18 protein-coding genes and 1 other annotated feature are annotated in these 20927 nt (G+C 38.2%); of the genes, 12 read left to right on the top strand and 6 right to left on the bottom strand.

Annotated elements, in window-relative coordinates; translation table 11 throughout:
* Window positions 1–185: 185 nt before the first annotated feature.
* On the top strand, window positions 186–1487 hold the full coding sequence (gene murC, locus NSS81_RS06145; protein ID WP_342432656.1) for a UDP-N-acetylmuramate--L-alanine ligase: 1302 nt from the start codon (window positions 186–188) through the stop codon (window positions 1485–1487).
* A gap of 38 nt (window positions 1488–1525) precedes the next feature.
* Here murC and NSS81_RS06140 read toward each other — a convergent pair whose 3' ends face one another.
* Complete coding sequence (locus tag NSS81_RS06140; protein WP_342432655.1) at window positions 1526–2641, bottom strand: aminopeptidase; 1116 nt, start codon at window positions 2639–2641, stop codon at window positions 1526–1528.
* 217 nt (window positions 2642–2858) lie between these two features.
* On the opposite strand from NSS81_RS06140, the gene NSS81_RS06135 reads away from it, so the two are divergent.
* From NSS81_RS06135 to ccpA, 5 genes are all read left to right on the top strand, one after another.
* Complete coding sequence (locus NSS81_RS06135; RefSeq protein ID WP_342432654.1) at window positions 2859–3320, top strand: DUF948 domain-containing protein; 462 nt, start codon at window positions 2859–2861, stop codon at window positions 3318–3320.
* A 32-nt stretch (window positions 3321–3352) separates the two neighbouring features.
* Window positions 3353–3721 (top strand): YtxH domain-containing protein, encoded by a 369-nt coding sequence (locus tag NSS81_RS06130; RefSeq protein ID WP_342432653.1) that lies wholly within the window; start codon window positions 3353–3355, stop codon window positions 3719–3721.
* A 328-nt stretch (window positions 3722–4049) separates the two neighbouring features.
* Window positions 4050–4382 (top strand): bacillithiol system redox-active protein YtxJ, encoded by a 333-nt coding sequence (gene ytxJ, locus NSS81_RS06125; protein ID WP_342432652.1) that lies wholly within the window; start codon window positions 4050–4052, stop codon window positions 4380–4382.
* Between the two features lie 197 nt (window positions 4383–4579).
* Window positions 4580–5656 (top strand): bifunctional 3-deoxy-7-phosphoheptulonate synthase/chorismate mutase, encoded by a 1077-nt coding sequence (locus NSS81_RS06120; RefSeq protein WP_342433947.1) that lies wholly within the window; start codon window positions 4580–4582, stop codon window positions 5654–5656.
* Between the two features lie 241 nt (window positions 5657–5897).
* Window positions 5898–6896: a catabolite control protein A gene (ccpA, locus tag NSS81_RS06115; protein WP_342432651.1), complete on the top strand. Its 999-nt coding sequence runs from the start codon at window positions 5898–5900 to the stop codon at window positions 6894–6896.
* Between the two features lie 50 nt (window positions 6897–6946).
* Here the strand turns inward: ccpA and acsA are convergent, their stop codons facing one another.
* Window positions 6947–8665: an acetate--CoA ligase gene (acsA, locus tag NSS81_RS06110; RefSeq protein ID WP_342432650.1), complete on the bottom strand. Its 1719-nt coding sequence runs from the start codon at window positions 8663–8665 to the stop codon at window positions 6947–6949.
* Window positions 8666–8864: 199 nt separating this feature from the next.
* On the opposite strand from acsA, the gene NSS81_RS06105 reads away from it, so the two are divergent.
* The 3 genes from NSS81_RS06105 to NSS81_RS06095 are packed head-to-tail and all read left to right on the top strand — an operon-like array spanning window position 8865 to window position 11360.
* Window positions 8865–9497: a GNAT family N-acetyltransferase gene (locus tag NSS81_RS06105; protein ID WP_342432649.1), complete on the top strand. Its 633-nt coding sequence runs from the start codon at window positions 8865–8867 to the stop codon at window positions 9495–9497.
* 46 nt (window positions 9498–9543) lie between these two features.
* The gene (locus tag NSS81_RS06100) at window positions 9544–10191 is read left to right on the top strand and encodes an acetoin utilization AcuB family protein (protein ID WP_342432648.1); all 648 of its coding nucleotides are present in this window, start codon (window positions 9544–9546) and stop codon (window positions 10189–10191) included.
* A complete protein-coding gene (locus NSS81_RS06095; protein ID WP_342432647.1) occupies window positions 10188–11360 on the top strand; it encodes an acetoin utilization protein AcuC in 1173 nt (390 codons plus the stop codon). The genes NSS81_RS06100 and NSS81_RS06095 overlap by 4 nt, the downstream gene beginning before the upstream one ends.
* A 61-nt stretch (window positions 11361–11421) precedes the next feature.
* Here NSS81_RS06095 and NSS81_RS06090 read toward each other — a convergent pair whose 3' ends face one another.
* Complete coding sequence (locus NSS81_RS06090; RefSeq protein ID WP_342432646.1) at window positions 11422–14175, bottom strand: transglycosylase domain-containing protein; 2754 nt, start codon at window positions 14173–14175, stop codon at window positions 11422–11424.
* Between the two features lie 144 nt (window positions 14176–14319).
* Window positions 14320–14539, top strand: a binding site (T-box leader).
* A 51-nt stretch (window positions 14540–14590) separates the two neighbouring features.
* Here NSS81_RS06090 and tyrS point away from each other — a divergent pair.
* Together tyrS and NSS81_RS06080 are read left to right on the top strand one after the other, a co-directional pair.
* Window positions 14591–15850 (top strand): tyrosine--tRNA ligase, encoded by a 1260-nt coding sequence (gene tyrS / locus NSS81_RS06085; protein ID WP_342432645.1) that lies wholly within the window; start codon window positions 14591–14593, stop codon window positions 15848–15850.
* A gap of 131 nt (window positions 15851–15981) precedes the next feature.
* On the top strand, window positions 15982–16170 hold the full coding sequence (locus tag NSS81_RS06080; RefSeq protein ID WP_342432644.1) for a hypothetical protein: 189 nt from the start codon (window positions 15982–15984) through the stop codon (window positions 16168–16170).
* Window positions 16171–16896: 726 nt separating this feature from the next.
* Here NSS81_RS06080 and NSS81_RS06075 read toward each other — a convergent pair.
* A complete protein-coding gene (locus tag NSS81_RS06075; RefSeq protein ID WP_342432643.1) occupies window positions 16897–17364 on the bottom strand; it encodes a low molecular weight protein-tyrosine-phosphatase in 468 nt (155 codons plus the stop codon).
* A gap of 312 nt (window positions 17365–17676) precedes the next feature.
* Here NSS81_RS06075 and NSS81_RS06070 point away from each other — a divergent pair, with 312 nt between their 5' ends.
* On the top strand, window positions 17677–18786 hold the full coding sequence (locus NSS81_RS06070) for a cell division protein FtsZ (RefSeq protein ID WP_342432642.1): 1110 nt from the start codon (window positions 17677–17679) through the stop codon (window positions 18784–18786).
* 308 nt (window positions 18787–19094) lie between these two features.
* On the opposite strand, the gene NSS81_RS06065 is transcribed toward NSS81_RS06070, so the two are convergent.
* Entirely contained in the window at window positions 19095–20243 is a 1149-nt protein-coding gene (locus NSS81_RS06065) for a tyrosine-type recombinase/integrase (protein ID WP_342432641.1), read from the bottom strand.
* A gap of 69 nt (window positions 20244–20312) precedes the next feature.
* A complete protein-coding gene (locus NSS81_RS06060; protein ID WP_342432640.1) occupies window positions 20313–20876 on the bottom strand; it encodes a helix-turn-helix domain-containing protein in 564 nt (187 codons plus the stop codon).
* Window positions 20877–20927: the final 51 nt, after the last annotated feature.

Here is a 20927-nt window from a genome sequence, read left to right as displayed (position 1 = left end):
ACAAATATTTGATCTTTAGTATTCTTTGTTTACATCAACAAATAATATAATGTACAGAGAAATCTAATTAGTTTTTATCAATAAACAATGTTATAATACGTTATTATTGTTTTTGTTCAAATTAGCAATTCAAATTACATGTCATATACTGTTTTACATATAGACGTTGGTTGGAGGTTCTTTATATGACTATTTACCATTTTGTGGGTATAAAGGGGTCAGGAATGAGTGCATTGGCACAAGTTCTGCATGATATGAAATTTGAGGTGCAAGGCTCCGATGTCGAAAAGCACTTTTTTACTCAACTGGCCCTTGAAGAATCAGGAATAAAAATACTTCCCTTTCAAAAAGAAAATATTGAGCCGGGAATGACAATTATTGCAGGTAATGCTTTTCCTGATACACATGAAGAAATTCAAGAGGCAATGAAGCTCGGGCTTCCAATTGTTCGGTACCATAGATTTTTGGGCGATTTTATGCAAAACTTTACGAGTGTTGCCGTTACAGGTGCACACGGTAAAACATCAACAACTGGTTTGCTTGCCCATGTCATAAAAGGAGCTAAGCCTACATCCTTTTTAATTGGTGACGGTACAGGTAAAGGTGAAGAAGACGCTAAGTATTTTGTTTTTGAGGCATGCGAATATAGAAGGCATTTTTTGTCCTATTTCCCTGACTATGCAATTATGACAAATATTGATTTTGACCATCCCGATTATTTTGCCAATATTGATGACGTATTTTCAGCTTTTCAAGAAATGGCTGTTCAAGTGAAAAAGGGCATATTTGCCTATGGTGATGACGGACAGCTGCAAAAAATCCAGGCAAAGGTTCCTGTTTTGTTTTACGGATTTGGTGAAGAAAATGACTATCAAGCCAAAAATCTTGTTAAAACAACAAGTGGCACGAGCTTTGATGTTTTTATTCGCAATACTTTTTATGACACATTTACCATTCCTACGTTTGGTGAACATAGCGTGTTAAATGCGTTAGCTGTAATTGGGATATGCCATTACGAAACGATAGATGTATTAATTGTTAAAGCACTGTTAAGCTCGTTCCAAGGTGTAAAACGGAGATTTTCAGAAAAAAGAATTGGATCGCAAATCCTGATTGATGATTATGCACATCATCCAACAGAAATTAAAGCAACTATCGATGCGGCTAATCAAAAATATCCTGATCGAGAAATTGTTGCCGTGTTCCAACCGCATACGTTTTCCCGCACGCAAGCCTTCCTGGAGGATTTTGCTAAGAGTTTGCGGCTTGCTGATAAGACATACTTATGCGAAATTTTTGGATCAGCTAGAGAAAATCATGGCAAGCTCACGATTCAGGATTTACAATCAAGAATTGAAGGATCAGAAGTTCTCTTAGAAGAAAACACAGCACTGCTTGAAAAACATAAAGACAGTGTAATTGTCTTTATGGGCGCTGGGGATATCCAAAAATTCCAAGAGTCTTACGAAAAACAATTAACATTATAAAACAAGGATGCCAGCTTAGTCGCTGGCATCCTTTTCTTTTATTTTAAATTTTCTGGGTTCAGACCTTCTAATTCAGGAATGACGAAGAGTCCGTCTTTGCGAATGAGCACATCATCGAAGTAGATTTCTCCTCCGCCATATTCAGGACGCTGAATATTTACCATATCCCAATGAATATTAGAATTGTTGCCGTTATACGCATTATCATAGGCCTGACCTGGAGTAAAGTGGAAGCTGCCTGCGATTTTTTCATCAAAAAGGATATCCTGCATTGGTGTTAAGATAAATGGGTTAACGCCAATTGCAAATTCCCCCACATACCGTGCCCCTTCATCCGTATCAAAAATCTTATTGATGCGGTCAGAATCATTGGACTCTGCCTCGACAATTTTACCGTCCTTAAAAGTTAGCTTCACATTTTCAAAGGTAAAGCCTTGGTAGGGTGAAGGCGTATTGTAAGTAACCACACCGTTAACTGAATCACGGACGGGAGCGGTATAAACCTCACCATCAGGTATGTTTAAGCGTCCAGCACACTTAATAGCGGGAATATCCTTAATCGAGAAGCTAAGGTCTGTTCCAGGTCCTGTAATACGTACCTTGTCCGTACGATTCATTAATTCAGCAAGACTGTCCATTGCTTTATCCATTTTACCGTAATCTAAATTACAAACATCAAAATAGAAATTTTCGAATGCTTCTGTACTCATTTTTGCTAATTGAGCCATATTTGATGTTGGGTAGCGAAGGACAACCCACTTTGTTTTCGGCACTCGAATATCACGATGGACCTTTTTACCTACCGTATTGCCATGAATTTTCATTTTATCATCTGGTACATCCGCTTGTTCATTGATGTTTTCACCAGAACGGAGACCTATGTATGCATCCATTTTGCTCATAACATTTGCTTCAAAGTCTGCAATCATATTGAATTGCTCTTCTTGGGCACCCAGAAGTAAGGAACGGTCCACCTGATGATCCTTGATAGAAACAAAAGGGTAACCACCTGCAAGATAGGCTTCTTTAACGAGGGCAGTAACCAGCTCGCGCTGCAGGCCAAAGTTTTCGATTAGTACCTTTTCTCCTTTTTGTAATTGAAGTGAATAATTAATTAAATTTTTTGCTAATGTGCCAATACGCGGATCTTTCATTCAAAAACGCCTCCCAAAAATGTAAAAATACATTTCTATTGTACCTTTTTTAAGCGAAAGTTGATAAATATTCACTTTTGAACCTAAATCAATTGTAAACCATAGCAGGAAAATGAGACAATTGTCTTGAAGTAATTAAAGAAATGATTCAAGGGTTTAACACATCATTGGATAGGTAATACATAATGGTAGTATACAGGCGGAGGTAAAAACGTAAATGGAAATTATTCTATACTTGAGCATCGCATTAATTGCGGTCGCGTTTATGGTACTTGTCATTTATTTAGCAAAAACACTTAAGGCATTAGAAGGGACTCTTTCGAGCGTCTCAACAACATTAGTGGGATTAGAAAAACAATTAGACGGCGTCACAAAAGAAACCACGGAACTCTTACAAAAAACCAATGCTTTAGCAGATGACATTCAAGATAAATCAGAAAGATTAACTAGCGTCGTCGATGCGGTTAAGGACGTTGGGACAACAGTAAGTAAATTTAATGGAACGCTAAAGAATTTAACTAGTTCATTTGATATTCAAGTGGAACAAAATAAAGAAAAGGTATCTCAAATTGTCCAATGGAGCAATGTAATCCTCGAACTAAAAGACAAGTGGACTGAAAGAAAGCAACCAAAAAGTGAAGTACCTACAGAGAAAATCCAAAGAGTTCGATCAAGATAATTTTTTTATTTTTAAAAGGGAGGTAATACTAAATGAGTAAGGATTATGTATCAAAAGAAAATAGCCAGAGAAATAGTGAGGACTCTTCAAGCAGCTTTTTGTTAGGTGCCTTAATTGGCGGAGTAGTTGGTGCAGCTGTAGCAATGCTCTTAGCGCCAAAATCAGGACAAGAGATTCGCAGTACTATTAATAATCAAGCAGGCACAATAAAAGAAAAGACTATTCAGCTAATGAACAAAAAGAAAGAGGCAGATGATCTTCTAGAGGAAATAACCTATATCCCAATAGGATCTAGTGAAGTGAAATCAGACAATAAAAAAGCCGACACTCTAGATATTACTCAAAAACTAGAAGAAGCAAAAAAGGCATTCGAAGAAGAGGAAAAAAAAGTAACACTTTAAGAACAGGAATGTTTGTAGTTAACATAGTTGCTTTTTCAAACTCTGTTGATTGGAGCGGAAGGCACGAAGAACTCCTCGAAAATGCTATCGCATTTCCTTCGTGCGGTGAATATTCAAGGAAGCCTATTCAATGTCCTGCGGGAGTACGGGGCTGGGGAGACCCCACAGGCGCTTAAGCGCCGAGGAGGCTCCCCGGCACGCCCGCGGAAAGCGAAGTGCCTGGAGCTCTAATCAACAGGTCAAGTTTAAATAGGATACTGATTATTTGTAAGAGAAACGGTGAAGTGATAGAATTACTTCACCGTTTATTTTTATTGGAGGTAAAATAATGTTAAATAAAATGGATACACTTGAACAATTAGAAGAACTATTAAATAAAGAAGAAAAGTTTTTTTTATTAAAACACAGTTTAACGTGTCCGATTAGTCATGCAGCCTATCAGGAATATCAGAAATTTGCTGATGAGAACCAAGAAGTTCCCACTTATTACTTGGCCGTACAGGATTCCCGCCCATTATCTGATGCGATCGCTGAGAAATTCCAAATTAAGCATGAATCACCACAAGCTATCCTGTTTGCAAATGGGAACCCGCTTTGGAATGCCTCGCACTGGAAGATAACTAAACGTTCATTGGCAAGTACTTTTACTGATAATAGGTAGGTACATTTCATTGAATATAACATAAAATGCTTTAGTGCTTAAAAGCGTTTAATTATTAAAGAAAAAAGTCGTGACAAAAAAATATATATCCGCTATAATAAGCCTAATTATTTTAATGTTTAAACAATTTATAGTTGCTAGCTATACGTAATGGAAATATTTACTACCTAGTGAATGAAAGGACGGGGATGAAAGATATGGGAAAAAATGAATTGGATCAATTGAGAACACGTGTCGATGAATTAAACTTGGAACTGTTGAGACTAATAAATGAACGGGCAGGACTAGTTCAAGAGATTGGAAAAGCGAAAGAAAATCAAGGGGTATTCAGATACGATCCCGTCCGGGAGAGAACAATGCTTGATAAAATTAAAGAGCATAATGATGGACCTTTTGAAAACTCAACAATTGATCACATATTTAAGGAAATCTTCAAGGCAGGATTAGATCTGCAAAAAGATGATCATAGTAAGGCATTGCTTGTTTCAAGGAAGAAGAAACAAGAAAATACGATTGTTACCTTAAAGGGTGAAGAGGTTGGTGATGGAAAACCTCACTTCGTTTTCGGCCCTTGTGCAGTTGAATCCTATGAACAAGTAGCTACCGTGGCAAAAGCAATGAAAGAAAAGGGCCTAAAACTTCTTCGTGGCGGAGCCTACAAGCCACGAACATCACCTTATGATTTCCAAGGTTTAGGTGTGGAAGGATTGAAAATTTTAAAACGTGTTGCAGATGAATACGATATGGCAGTAATCAGTGAGATCGTTAATCCTGCTGACATTGAAATGGCGATGGATTATATTGATGTCATTCAAATTGGGGCTCGTAACATGCAAAACTTTGAATTGTTAAAAGCTGCAGGTGCAGTTAACAAGCCTGTCTTGTTGAAAAGAGGGATAGCTGCAACAATTGAAGAGTTTATAAATGCAGCAGAGTACATTATGGCACAAGGAAATGGACAAATTATTCTTTGTGAACGAGGAATTAGAACGTACGAACGGGCAACTAGAAATACACTAGATATTTCTGCTGTTCCGATTCTAAAACAAGAAACGCATTTACCAGTGTTTGTTGACGTAACTCACTCAACTGGCCGAAGAGATTTGCTTCTCCCAGCTGCTAAAGCAGCACTTGCAATTGGTGCAGATGGTGTAATGGCTGAAGTTCATCCTGACCCGGCAGTGGCCCTTTCAGACGCACAACAGCAAATGGACCTTAATCAATTTGATGCATTCTATAATCAATTACTAGCGTCGAACTACGTTCGAAATTAATATTTAACGAAAAAAAACCTTCTGTAGTTCAATTCGGGAGGTTTTTTTTCGCTAAATTGTAAAAAATATAATAAATATATGGACAAATGCAATTGCGGCTTTAATATTATTGTCGTATGATTAAATACATAAACAAGATTGTATACTTTATCACAAATAGAATAAAGAAAAAATGACTAGTTTTTAAATGCTGATGTAAAATAAGTAAAATACGTATCGTTTTTAGGGAGTGTGTTAAAACGTGAATATAACAATTTATGATGTTGCCCGTGAGGCCAATGTGTCAATGGCAACTGTTTCGCGTGTCGTGAATGGAAATCCAAATGTGAAACCGGTGACACGAAAAAAGGTTTTAGAAGTTATTGAAAGATTAGGCTATCGTCCGAATGCTGTTGCAAGAGGATTAGCAAGTAAAAAGACTACAACTGTTGGGGTCATTATTCCTGATATTTCTAATATCTTTTTTGCGGAATTAGCTCGTGGAATTGAAGATATTGCTACAATGTACAAATACAATATAATATTGAGCAACTCTGACCAGAATCATGATAAAGAATTACGCTTGTTGAATACAATGTTAGGGAAACAAGTGGATGGTCTTGTATTTATGGGTGGCAATATTACTGATGAGCTTGTGTCCGAATTTGAAAAATCACCAGTTCCGATTGTTCTTGCAGGCTCAATTGAAGCATCGGAAACAATTCCCTCGGTGAATATTGATTATCAACAGGCAGCATATGAGGCAATTAAAGAATTTATTGAAAGAGGTCATCAACATATTGCTTTTGTCGTTGGACCGCTTCATGAACCAAAAAATGCTGAAAAGAGCTTAAAAGGGTACAAAACTGCTTTACAAGAAGCAAATATACCTTTTAATGAGGAACTAGTAATAGAAGGCGACTATACCTATGATTCTGGATTAGAAGCCTTTGATAAATTATTAGAAGCCTCTTATAAGCCCACAGCTATCCTAGTGGGGTCTGATGAAATGGCGCTGGGTGTTGTTCATGGTGCCGAGGATAAAGGATATAGTATTCCAGAGGATTTTGAGGTAATCACATCTGACAACACTAGGCTTTCGCTCATGGTTCGTCCTCAATTGACAACCATTGTTCAGCCTTTATACGATCTTGGTGCTGTGTCCATGCGCTTACTTACAAAATTAATGAATAAAGAAGAAGTAGACGAGCAAATTGTCGTTCTTCCACACCGTATCGAACACCGTCAATCTACAAAGTAATTTAATCAAAAAGCCGTAACAATATTTTTAGTTACGGCTTTTTTTAGTTGTTAATCCTCCATGGTTGAAAGGTCACCTGCAGGTAAGTTGAGTTCCCAAGCTTTTAAGACGCGTCTCATAATTTTTCCGCTTCTTGTTTTTGGCAGCTTATCACGGAAATCAATTTCTCTTGGTGCAGCGTGGGCCGAAAGTCCCTTCTTTACAAAAACTCTAATTTCTTCTTTAAGTTCATCTGTTGCCACATATCCATCTCTTAGTGAAATAAAGGCTTTGATGATTTCTCCGCGTACTGGGTCAGGTTTTCCAATTACCCCCGCCTCAGCAATAGCAGGATGTTCCACAAGCTTACTTTCTACTTCAAATGGCCCTACACGCTCACCAGAGGTCATGATAACATCATCCACGCGTCCCTGGAACCAGAAATAGCCATCTTCATCCATATAAGCAGAATCGCCTGAAAAATACCAGCCGCTTGGCATAAAGTATGATTCATACTTTTCAGGGTTTTTCCAAATGGTATGCATCATTGAAGGCCAACCTCTTTTAATTGCAAGATTACCCATTCGGTACGGAGGCAGCTCCTGACCTTGATCATCGATAATCGCTGCTTCAACGCCTGGAATTGGTTTCCCCATTGAACCAGGTTTAATCACCATGCATGGATAATTACTAATTAACTGTGCACCTGTTTCTGTCATCCACCAGTTGTCATGAATTCTGCGGTTAAATACCTTTGCACCCCATTTTACTACTTCAGGGTTTAGAGGCTCGCCTACACTTAATACATGACGAAGACTGCTTAGATTATATTTTTTTACAAGCTCGTCTCCAGCACCCATTAACATCCTAAATGCTGTTGGGGCACTGTACCAAACAGTAACGCCGAAGTCTTCAATCATACTATACCAATTGTCAGGGCTAAAACGGCCCCCAATAATAACGTTGGAAGTCCCCGTTAACCATGGACCAAAAATACCGTATGATGTCCCTGTAACCCACCCAGGGTCCGCAGTACACCAGTAAACATCATCCTCTTTTAAGTCCAAAACCCATTTAGCTGTCTGGTACTGTTGAATCATTGCATTATGAACATGCAAAACCCCTTTTGGCTTGCCCGTTGATCCTGAAGTATAGTGAAGGATGAGTCCGTCTGTTCGGTCAACCCATTCAATTTGCAGCTCTTTACTAGCCTCTTGGAATCTTTTCAAAAAGTCGATATACGGACCTTGTTCTTGGACATCTGAGCCAACGAGGAATACGTGTTTTAATTCAGGTAGTTCATTAACCGGCACCCGTTCTAATAATTCAGGTGTCGTAACGAGTACCTTGGCACCGCTATTTTCTAAACGATCCTTAACTGCACCTTCCATGAAGGCTTCAAATAATGGGCCAACTATCGCGCCAAGCTTGACCGCGCCTAGAACAGTAAAATAAAGTTCAGGAGACCTAGGCATAAAAATGAAAACACGATCACCTTTTTCTACATCACCGTAGGTTTTTAAGACATTCCCTGCTTGGTTTGAAAGCTCTTTCATTTCTTTAAAGGTATATTTTTCATTTCTTGAGTTATCCCGATAATAAAGTGCAACTTTATTTTTCCGATAGGTTTTGGCATGGCGATCAATGGCTTCATATGCCATATTAACTAGGCCTGTTTCATGCCATGTGAATTCCTTTTCAGTTTCTTTCCAATCAAAATTTTTGTACGTTTCTTCATAATTTGCTAAATTATGCTCCCCTTGCATAACTGGCAGTGTTTCCGCTCTCATTCAATTTCCCCCTCTTGGCTAATATGAGATAATTATAGTATAAATAGTAACTATTCTCAATTTTAAAATAATTTTATATCCACTAGCATATAGTAAAGTGTTATTTAATAAAACAGAAAATTTCGTGAAGAAGCAAAATTTCATAAATATTTATGTATAATAGAATTGATACGTGAATGATTTACAGGGTGGTGAAGGAATGGCACACAAAAAGACATACAATGCAAATGAATTAAAAACTCAGCATGGGGACTTAATTATTGAGGGCCCCGTTTCTTCAGATAAACTAGCAAGTTATTCATTCCATGAACATCTGACAGCCTTTCGACCTCCGGCACAACAGCATCAGGCACTAATAGGGATTGCCAATTTAGAAGAAGGAAGAATCATTATTGCTAGACATCGCGATACCATTGTTGGCTATGTTACCTATCTTTTTCCGGATCCGCTCGAACGATGGTCTGAAGATAGGATGGATAATTTAATAGAGTTGGGTGCAATCGAAGTGATTCCGCAGTTTAGAGGATGTGGCGCTGGAAAAAACCTGTTGATTGTATCAATGATGGATGAGGCAATGGATGATTATCTTATTATTACAACAGAGTATTATTGGCATTGGGATTTGAAGGGGACTGGGTTAAATGTTTGGGAATATCGAAAAATCATGGAAAAAATGATGAATGCAGGCGGACTTGAATGGTATGCAACCGATGATCCCGAAATATGTTCCCACCCAGCAAACTGTCTTATGGCAAGGATAGGTAAGCGAGTAGATATGGAAACAGTGCAAAGATTTGACCGACTTCGGTTTATGAACCGGTTTATGTACTAATATAATTTGCACCTGAGATTTACTGGGAAATTGAGGGGGTTATCTAATGATTGTAGAAGAAATTATGAAGACAGAGGTCATAACTCTAACACCAACAGATTCGATTGCAGATGCTATGAACGTAATGGAAACAAAAAATATCCGACACATACCTGTTATTAATAATGATAATCAACTTGTCGGAATTGTGACATTATCGGATATTAGAGATGCTGCACCATCTATTTTTCGTGCGAATGATCATCTTGAGGATTTACAGAAACCTGTCGAAACAATAATGAAAAAAGATGTCATCACAGGACATCCATTGGATTTTGTCGAAGAAATTGCAGCCGTATTTTATGAACACAAAATCGGTTGTATTCCAATTACAAATGACCAGAAACTGGTCGGAATTGTTACTGAAACAGATATGTTAATGACATTGGTAGAGTTGACTGGTGCCCATCAGCCTGGCTCACAAATTGAGGTAAGGGTTCCAAATCTTGCGGGCAAGCTGAGTGACATTACTAGTATTATAAAAAAACGGAAAGCCAATATTTTAAGTGTGCTAGTATACCCGGATAAAAAGGATAGTCAATTTAAAATTCTTGTCATTAGAGTACAAACAATGAATCCTATTGCATTGATTCAAGACCTTAAACAAGCTGGCCATCATGTCTTATGGCCGAATATGCCAGGTGTTTCCCAATGACGGATCATTGTTCCTTTATATATTCAGAGGATCTTCTGAAATATAAATTTAGCAGTCAGCACCCCTTTAATCAATTCCGGCTTAAGCTTACAGTAGATTTGTTACAAAAACTAAATGCTTTAAATAGTAAAAATTTGGTACCGCCAAGAATGGCTACGGATGAAGAACTAAGTCTTATACATGATCCCAGTTATATTGATGCAGTTAGGATGGCTGGATATGGTCAGCTTCAAGCTGAAGTTGCGGAAAGCTACGGAATCGGTACAGAGGATACCCCCATTTTTCCTAACATGCATGAAGCAAGCTCTTTATTGGTTGGCGGAACATTAACTGCAGTTGATGAAGTTATGTCGGGACGAGCACTCCATGCACTTCACCTTGGAGGCGGGCTGCATCATGGTTTTCGCGGGAAAGCATCGGGATTTTGTATTTATAATGATAGCTCAGTAGCTATTAAATATCTCCAGGAAAAATACAATGCACGTGTTCTCTATGTTGATACTGATGCCCACCATGGAGATGGTGTTCAATGGTCCTTTTATGATGATCCAAATGTCTGTACTCTTTCGATTCATGAAACAGGAAGATATTTGTTTCCTGGAACGGGAAATGTGACTGAGAGGGGCCAGGGCAAGGGCTATGGTTATTCTTTTAATATCCCGGTTGATGCATTTACAGAAGACGAATCATGGTTGCATGCCTATTCTAACTCGCTTAAGGAAGTAGCTGAGTTTTTTAAGCCTGATATCATTTTGACACAAAATGGGGCAGATTCTCACTATTATGATCCACTTACACATTTATCAGCAACGATGAAAATCTATCGGGAAATACCAAAGCTTGCCCACGAAATTGCCCACCAATATTGCGGCGGTAAATGGATTGCTGTTGGCGGTGGAGGATATGACATTTGGAGAGTGGTTCCAAGAGCATGGTCACTTATTTGGTTTGAAATGACTGAAAACTCAAACTGTTATGGAAGTTTACCGAAGGAATGGGTTGAATATTGGCAAAAGGAGGCGCCTGTAGCTTTGCCGCAAGAATGGGACGATCCGGAGAATTTGTTTACACCAATTCCTAGAAAAGCAGAGATAACAGAAAAAAATTTACTAACACTAGAAAAAGCGCTTTATCCGATCAGAAATCACAAAAAAAGTGAATCACTTTAAACTATATAAAAGTTAAAGAAATAAGAGGAGCTTGGATTTTCCAAGCTCCTCTTTTATATGTTTACTCAGATTCAGTGACATTTTCTGGTTCAGCTACATTTCCAATATCAATCCGATTAGATGGTGCCGATTCGTTTCCGGCAATATCTACGGCGGTTACATAATAACTGCCATCAGTAGCAGTCAAAGTGAGTTTGGAACCACTTTTAATACTTGCTGTCCTAGATGAGCCCTTATAAACTCTGTATCCAATAACATCTTTGTCATTAGAAGGGCCCCAAGTTAAATTATTTCCTGAAGCTATTAACATGACACTATCAGGACGCTTTCCGTTATCAACCATTTTGGCATCAGGAACGAGAATATTTGCCCAACGTGCTCTTTTAGGTATCAACTGACTTGCATTATTAAAGTTCTTTCCGACCATCCGTTCAATAAATTCCGGATTAAGGATAAGTCCTCGTTGGGAAAATTCAGCTGGAGTAGAATCCAAAGCCAAATACTTTTTATCACCAATTTGGACAAAGTTACCTGCAATTAAGCTGTCATCTACCTTTGTTGGTACATCTTCGGCATTAAAGTAATCACTCTCAACTAAGCCTGCATTCGAACACGCTGCTGAAGGGAGTAGTCCTGACACAGCACAGTAGGAACGCTTCACAATTCCTGTTGGCATTTCGAAATTTTCTTTTGGATCGACTAATTCCGGATCGATATCATAGGCAGCATTAATTAATAATGCTGTTAAGTTGTTTGTTCTTCGTGTATAGGAGTTTTTATCTAATGATTTCGGGGTATCGTAGCCCATCCATAATCCAAAAGTGACAGAAGGATTTGTGCCTACAAACCACGAGTCATAAAAATCAACCCCAGTACCTGTTTTTGCTGCCCAATCCGACCTGAATTTTAATTGACTATTTACACCAGCGGCAGTCCCCTTGGTCATGACATCCCGCATCATATCGAGCGTTAAAAAGGCTGTCTGAGGTTTAAATACATCAACAGGTTCTACTTTATGCTGATAGACAACCTCACCATTCTTATCAACAATCTTATCAATTAAATAAGCATCAATAAATTTCCCGCCATTGGCAAAGGTTGTAAAAGCATTCGTGTTTTCTTCGACTGTTACCCCATTGTCCATTGAGCCGATAGAAGTGGCGAGCTGCTCGAAATCGCCTTTTGTAAGCGAGGTAAAGCCCATTTTTTCAAGATATTCTGCTGGTCGATAACTTAAGATATCCTTATATAACTTAACAGCTGGAACGTTATATGACCATGTAAGGGCATATCTCATGGAAACCAATCCATTGTATGTTAGGCTGTAGTTAAGCGGCCATGGCCTATTTAAGCCTGGCGCCAGTCTTAATGCTACGTCCGGCATGACTGATCCTGGAGAAGCAACGCCTAAGTCAATCGCAGGAGCGTAAACAAGCAGCGGCTTCATTGTTGACCCATTTTGACGGATTGCATTCGTTGCATGATTAAGCTGCTGTTTTTTATGATCTCTTCCGCCTACAAAGCTGATGATTTTTCCTGTCTTATTTTCAATTAACATGGCTCCAACTTCGACAGGTTCCATAACCGTAATTTTTTCCCCTGTTTCTGGGTCCACTGTTTGCTCTGGTTTATCAGGACCATAAGAAGCATATTTATCCTTAGCATTCTGCATGGCATCATAGATATCTTTGTTAATGGTTGTATGAATTTCGTAGCCATTTTGTCGTAAATTTTGGCTAGCTAATGTTTTGTATTTATAAAGAAGATTATCATCATTCTTTATATCCTTTTCACTATACCCATCATTTTTAGCTAATACTTTGGTAAGAACTTCAATTGCCCTCTGTTCAATTTCAACTGTAAGATAGGGATATTTTTCAGTTGGATTGTCCTTAGGACCGATAAAGTCCTTTGTAATGTCATATGATGAAGCTTCGGCATACTGCTTTTGGTCAATATAACCACCATCATACATTCTTTTAAGAACGGTTTTCATTCGAGTAAGCCCGGGTTCAAGATTATTCTTTATTGCACCCTCCCTAGTGAAAGGTGTGTATCCAAAGGGGCTTTGTGGTAATCCGGCTATAAAAGCAGCTTGCGGCAAGCTCAAATCTTGTGCATTTGTCCCAAAAATACCCGTTGCAGCCGCTTGAACACCGCCGATATTTCTTCCTGAAGAATTTCTTCCAAAGGTTGAAACGTTTAAATACGCTTCAAGTATTTCTTTTTTAGAGAAAAATTTCTCTAGACGAAGTGCTAGTAATATTTCATTTGCCTTCCTGGAAAAAGAAACTTCATTTGTTAAAATCTGGTTCTTAATTAATTGCTGTGTTAAAGTACTTCCGCCCGATTGAACGGCTGAATTCGTTACTTCCTGGAACATTGCCCGAAAGACAGCTTTCGGTACGACTCCTTTATGTTCATAGAAGTATTCGTCCTCCGTTGCAATTACTGCCTTAACCAAGTGATCTGAAACTTGATCCAGCTTAACTTCCTCGCGTTCAAGATCGGTACGAAGCTTGCCAAGATAAACATCCTTAGAAAAGTATAAGTCCGATGTTTCTGTATAATTATAAATATCTTTTTTCATACTGTCGTATGAACGGACTGGCTCGTCCTTAACTAGTGAGGCAAAATAGCCTGCGCCAACACCAGTTGCAAAAGCTCCCCCAAGAATGACGACTGTCATAAGTAAGAGAAAAAGATTCCAAAAAACTTGATAGGTTATTCGGGCACTTTTTACTGTTCCTTTATGGGTAAACAAATTAGTAGCAGATTTCAATTTTTCCATCCACGCCTGCAGTTTATCATTCATAGAATCACCTCTTCTAAAATCACATATATTATAGCATATAGATGGTAGGTAGTATGACAAACTTCTACATTTTCTGATTTTTCCAGTTTTAATTTGACAGTTGGTCTAAATTATGATAAAAAAACTATAAGTTTAAAATAAATAATAAGTGCTTTGAAGGGAATCAACTGTAATTCTTCTATCCCTGTTTTTAGAGAGTCAGCGGTGGGTGAGAGCTGATACATATAGAAGAATGAATTACATCCTGGAGCTTTCTTTCGTGACTCTAGAAGCAACGAAAGAACGGTCAAAAACCGTTATTTTTTCGAGTAGGAGGAAGTTATTCCTCAAGCTGGGTGGTACCGCGCATATATGCGTCCCTGCAATTATTGCAGGGGCGTTTTTTTATTTTCTACTGATAAATGGAGGTTATGAAATGGAATTGTTACAGGATTTAGCTTGGAGAGGAATTATTTACCAGCAAACAGATGAAGAAGGAATGAAAAATGTACTAAATAAAGAAAGTATTTCACTTTATTGTGGTGTTGACCCAACAGCAGACAGCATGCACATCGGTCATTTACTCCCTTTTTTAACACTCCGCCGCTTTCAGAAGCATGGTCATCGTCCGATTGTATTAGTAGGAGGGGCGACTGGGCTGATCGGTGATCCAAGCGGTAAAAGTGAGGAACGAAAGCTTTTAACACTGGAAACAGTTCAGGACAACGTGTCAGGTATTAAAAAGCAGTTAGAGAATATCTTTACATTTTCGGGTGATAATGGCGCAGTTATGGTAAATAACTATGACTGGGCAGGATCGATGGACATTGTTTCATTTTTACGTGATATCGGTAAACATATTGGTGTTAACTACATGCTTGCGAAGGATACGATTGCCTCTCGCTTAGATTCAGGGATTTCTTTTACTGAATTTACTTATACCATTCTTCAAGCAATGGATTTCAATCACTTATACCAGCACCACAATTGTAAATTACAAATTGGTGGAAGTGATCAGTGGGGGAATATCACCTCTGGATTGGAATTAATTCGTAAAATGCAGCCTGAAGGTTCGAAAGCATTTGGTTTAACAATTCCGCTTGTCACCAAGGCTGACGGTACTAAATTCGGCAAATCCGAAAGCGGCGCGATATGGTTAGATCCTGAAAAGACAACACCTTATGAATTTTACCAATTCTGGATTAACACTGCGGATGCCGATGTTGTTAAATACCTAAAATTCTTTACTTTCCTTTCACATGAGGAAATTGAAAAATTGGCGAAATCAGTTGAGGATGAACCGCATCTTCGCCAAGCACAAAAGGTATTAGCTGAAGAAATGACTCGCCTCATTCATGGGGAGGATTCATTACAGCAGGCAATTAAGATTTCCCATGCATTATTCAGCGGGGATGTAAGGAGTCTTTCTGCTGCTGAAATTAAACAGGGCTTTAAAGATGTGCCTTCCTTTGAGGCTGGGAATGAGAGTGAAAGCAATCTTGTTGATTTGCTCGTTACTGCTAAGATTTCTTCATCCAAACGTCAAGCTCGTGAAGACATTGCGAATGGCGCAATTTTAGTTAACGGCGAACGAGTAACAGATACATCCTATACTTTAGAGGATTCAGACCGGATTGACGGCCAATTTACGATCATTAGAAGAGGTAAAAAGAAGTACACATTAATTAAATACTAATTCATTTGTTATAGCCGGCCTTGTGGGACTCATGTGGCCGGTTTTTTTCAATCATTTAGATAATCCAGTTTTGTAACTCGAATGAAGGAAATGTGTCATATAATATAAGAAGCATTTTTGGAGGTGGGATTTTGAAGTTTTTAGCTCATGCGGTTTTTATCATTCTCTTTTTACTAGTTACGTTCTTTGGGCTTGGTCCAGTTGTGTACGCGGACGGTGCGTTAAGTGAAAGGCTCTGGACCGCAGCGGTAGTTGTACTAATTTATGTAGTATTAGTGTTTTGCTATTCACGAACGATTAAGTGGATGAAAAAACGTTAATAAAACCCCGGCCATAGCATTGGTATGATGTTTACTTAAGAGGTGCAAAACGGTAAATCGCAGACGAAATCAAATAGCAAATCACATAAACTTCACAGCATCCTTCACAGTATATTTCATAGTCAAAAAGGCTTAGAGATGGAGATACCTCTATGCCTTTTTAATATTTTCTTTTTATCACGAAACCACCCGTAAGTTGTACAAGCTCATTAGATGCAAAAGCGAGTTTGATAAATAAGCGGAGAAATTTCTCTTAATTAGGAAATAGCACTGAAAATAGCTTAAATAAACGGAAAAATTCCGACTATTGACTCGAAAAACGTGAAAATGGGTATTTTTGCTTTGCTTAATCGGAAAATCTCCGCTTATATACCCCGAACCGAGCTCTATTCTGCAGTCTAACCGAAAAATCTTCGCCTATTTTAAATATCACTGGTTACTCAATTTAGGATAAGACTTCTTATGTTTCAAAAAAACCAAGTTAACCTCATTTAGATGCGTTGCGGGGAGCATTCCATCTAAGGGGTCTCCTCAGCCCCACTAATCCTGAAGGAGTCTACGTTCCCGTGAAAGTTACCCATTAAAATTAAATCCAACAATCTCTGTTATCGCAACATAATCCACGTACTAAATCACAAAAAATTCACACACCCTCCAATAATTATTTCATACCCTGTGATTTACTATGTGAATTATGAAAAGATAGGAAATAATGCTATGGATTATTTAGGTTAAGTTTTGTTCGTTACGAATTTTTTCGAGCAATTCTCGACAGCCATCTGAAATCAGCTGATAGGTTTCTTCAAAATCTCCTGTGTAATACGGATCAGGGACATCTTTTTTATGTTCTGTTAAATCGAGCAGACGAATGATATTTGGGTGCTGAGGTTTGCCTGTTATCTCGAATATGTTCTTTACATTGCTCTCATCCATCCCAAAGATATAGTCGAACTGTTCAAAGTCTTCTTTTGTTAATTGACGTCCGACAAGACCGTCTGCTGAAATGTTATATTTTTTAAAAATTGCAAGCGTTCCTTTATGCGGAGGAGAACCAATATGCCAAGAACTTGTAGCAGCTGAATCAACGCTAACTTTGCTAGACAAATTTTCTTTTTTCAGTAAATCACGAAACACTCCCTCAGCCATTGGTGAACGGCAAATGTTTCCCAAACAGACAAATAATACATTAATCATTTAATAAACTCCTTTTAACTATTAAACTAAGTTTAGTATTCCGTATCGACCATTCTAAGCATTTTATCAAAGATTGTAAAATGAAAGGTAGAAGAACAACGCTTTCAAGATTAGGTCAATAGTCTCGGCCAGCACTGCCAATGAAAATAGATATGGTTAATATAAAGGGCAGGAGCCGATTTTGGTCATAATCTACCCATCTAAATAGTAAAAATGGTATAAGGATTAATTTTCCTTATCAATGATTTGGTTTAAAATTTCTCCTAAATTTTCAACTAGGATCAGCTTTTAGCTTATAAGGGGGAGTGTTTGGTGAAATCGATTGGAATCTTGGGCGTAGGTCAAGCAGGTGGGAATATTGCGGAAATTGCATCAGCCCTGAATTTTCAAACGGCTCTAATTAATACGAATCAACGTGATGGTGTTGTAAACACCCGGGTAGAAAAAAAGTTTTTTGTCCCAGGGTATAATGGTGCAGGTCAAGATCGTTCCTTAGGATTACGGGGGCTTCAAGAAAACTATAAGGAGATTATTGATTTTGTCAGCAGTTCCTTTAAAAGCATCAAGCTTCTTTTAGTGGCTTTTTCAACCGATGGTGGCACAGGGTCTGGGATGAGTCCAATGTTAATTGATCTGTTAGTCGATCAGTTGCCTGGTATCAAAGTAGGGGCGATTGCGATTATCCCTGAGCGAAATGTATTAGCAGGAAACCGTATCAATACGGCTGAGTGCATTGAAGAACTCTCCAATATAGAAGGCATTTCTTCAGTATTCCTTGTCGATAATGATCAAATGCGTAAAATGAAACCACAATCCAGTAAACATGAGATTTACGTTTCGGCTAATCATCAAGCCATAGAGGCCATTAGTTTTCTCGTGAAAATAACAAAAAAGAGTTCATTCTATGGTAACTTCGACGAAACAGATCTAATGAATATCCTTGGAACAAGAGGCGTAACGATCATCTCTTCTGCTGCGATTACGGACGCGAATACAACTTCGGATGTCTCAAAGAAGGTACAAATTTCTTGGGCGAACTCGATTTTCTGTCCTGTTGAATCACAAGGCGTAATCCGGGCTGGGCTTATCTATGAAGGTCCAGAGAACATTTCAAAGCTGATTAATGTACCTTCCATCTTTGAAAGGGTGGGGGAACCGTTACAATTATTCGAAGGAACCTATATTTCTGAATCTGACTCTACGATCACAACCATTCTTGCTGGACTATCGTTCCCAACTCGTCGGATGCTTTCTCTTGAAGAATCCCTAGAAAAAAACAAAGAACGATTACAGGAACTTGTGAAGAAAGAACATACCCAAAATTACGAGTCTGGTATCCGTTGGGCATCCAACTTAAAACTTATAAAACAGGAAAGAAAGCCAGTGTCTATTACTTCCAAGTTAAATAAGTATCAAAAATAATAAGTGTGAGGAAAAAGTAACGCATCGGGTGGCTTTTGTAATATACTTTATTCCATAACAATAAGCGAGAACAAAATAGTTAGGCTGGCATTGTCACATGCAGCCTTTTTATCAATAGATCATAAATAATGTACTCAATTAAATAGAAAAAAGCCCCGAACCTTGTATTATCAAGGTTTCGGGGCTTTTTACGACTCTTTGCAGAGCAATGAAATTAACGTGAGTAATGTTCAACGGTCTGAAAAACCCTAGTATTTATGGGGTCTAGAGGGTGTACTTTAAAAACCTCCCCCAAAACCTCCCCCAAATTATAAATGTAGCGCTTGAGAAAATGCGATAACCGATTCTTCTTCAAGTGCTTTATAGGTATGGCCATAAGTATCCCAAATCATTTGCGGTGTATTTCCTAATCGTTCTGCAATCATATTAACAGGTTGTTTTTGACCAATTAATATCGTCGCATGAGTATGCCGTAGGCCATGTGGAGTAATTGATTTTATTCCTATTTTTTTGATGATACGGTCGAAACTGTATTTTACTGTGTTATCCCCCGTAGGAGTCCCGGACTGATACGAGATAAAGATATAATCATCATCTGATAGGTGTTTACCAAATGACAGCATTGTCTGTTTGCACCAAGTGCGGTATATTTTTAGTTGATGTAGGAGTATATCATCAACACGAATAGTCCGGTAGCTGTTTTTCGTTTTTGGCTCCCGGGCTCCTCTTTTATCTCTAGTACGTTCCACGGTCACTGTTTTACGGTCAAAATCTACATTTTCCCACGTTAAACCCAGCGCTTCACCTTTTCTAACACCTGTAAAGGCTAGCAGCAAGATCATCGAATAATTAGTGATATTCTCTATTTGCTTGGCTGCTTTCAGAAAAACTTCAAGTTCCTCAGGAGTAAGGAAATTATCATTTATCGCTTCGTTACCTTGAATGGTGATTTTGGTGAATCGATTCCTGGGTATAATTTCATTATCTACAGCTGCGTTTATGGCGACTTTAAACAACCGATGGAACAAGCGAACAGTACTTGGCTCGTATTTTTTCATGAGCTCATTTATATACACTCGTTTATAAGTGGTCTTATCTAATTCAGCTAATTTATATTTACCAAGAAGTGGCTTCATTTGGTATTTAAGCGCATTCTCCCTCTGAAGCTGGGTAGTGATCTTCCAATCACCTTTATGTGTCTCATACCAAATATCTAACCATGCTGATATAGTTAGATTTGAGTTCTCTACTTGTTTGACTTCTCCATTTAGAACATTGGCCTTCACTTCAAGGAGTGCTCTATAGGCATCCTTCTCCGTTTTAAATCCTTGCTTCGATTTCTCTCTTCGTTTACCTAAAGCATCATAGTACCGGTACCGATAGGACCACATTTTTTCGCCTTTTGAATTAGAGTAGTAATATAGATCGTTATCCTTTTTCGACTTGTGCATTTCCATTAGTATCTTCCCTTTCGTGGCGCGGACAGACGCTTTTAGGGGGATTGAAAATGGTTGGCATCACCTCCTTTAATTCTCTTCTTTTTCAGTTATCCATTGAGGAAAAGCTTTTATCCAATCAGATGCAGAATCTAATTTGTACTCTAACTCATTTTTTAAAAATAATTCCTTTATTTCTTTATCGGTTAATCTGTCTATATATAACTGTCTGTAGGTTTCTTTTGAGTGTTCCCACGCATGTTTTGCATTAGCGAATCCCTCGATGATTTGTTTATAACGAAGTAACAAATCCCAAAAATGTTCTCGAATAATAACGGTGTCTTTTTCGGTGAAAAATTGATCTTCACTCCATTTTACAATCGACTTAAAGTGTAAATTCATTAGGTGGGTTGATAATTCGTATTCTTCACTATGGGTTTTATTTTCTGCTTTCCCTAGCAACCATAACGGATTAACATTTAAAAATGATGCTATAGATTCAATTATGGGTGTTTTAATATCTTTTATTTTTCCATTTTCGTATCTTTGAATGGTTGATTTATTAACATCTATTGCTTCTGCGACTTCTTGTAAAGTAATCCCTAATTCCAATCTACGTTCTTTTATTCTGCTTCCTATTAATTCTATGTTCATTTCACCCCTCCTTTAGTGTTATTATACTTCCTTGATTTGCGTCGTGCAACT

It is taken from the genome of Neobacillus sp. FSL H8-0543 (assembly GCF_038592905.1).
GTDB lineage: Bacteria > Bacillota > Bacilli > Bacillales > Cytobacillaceae > Neobacillus.
Note: the sequence above shows the minus strand (reverse complement) of the source record. Positions and strands in the feature narration are given on the sequence as shown.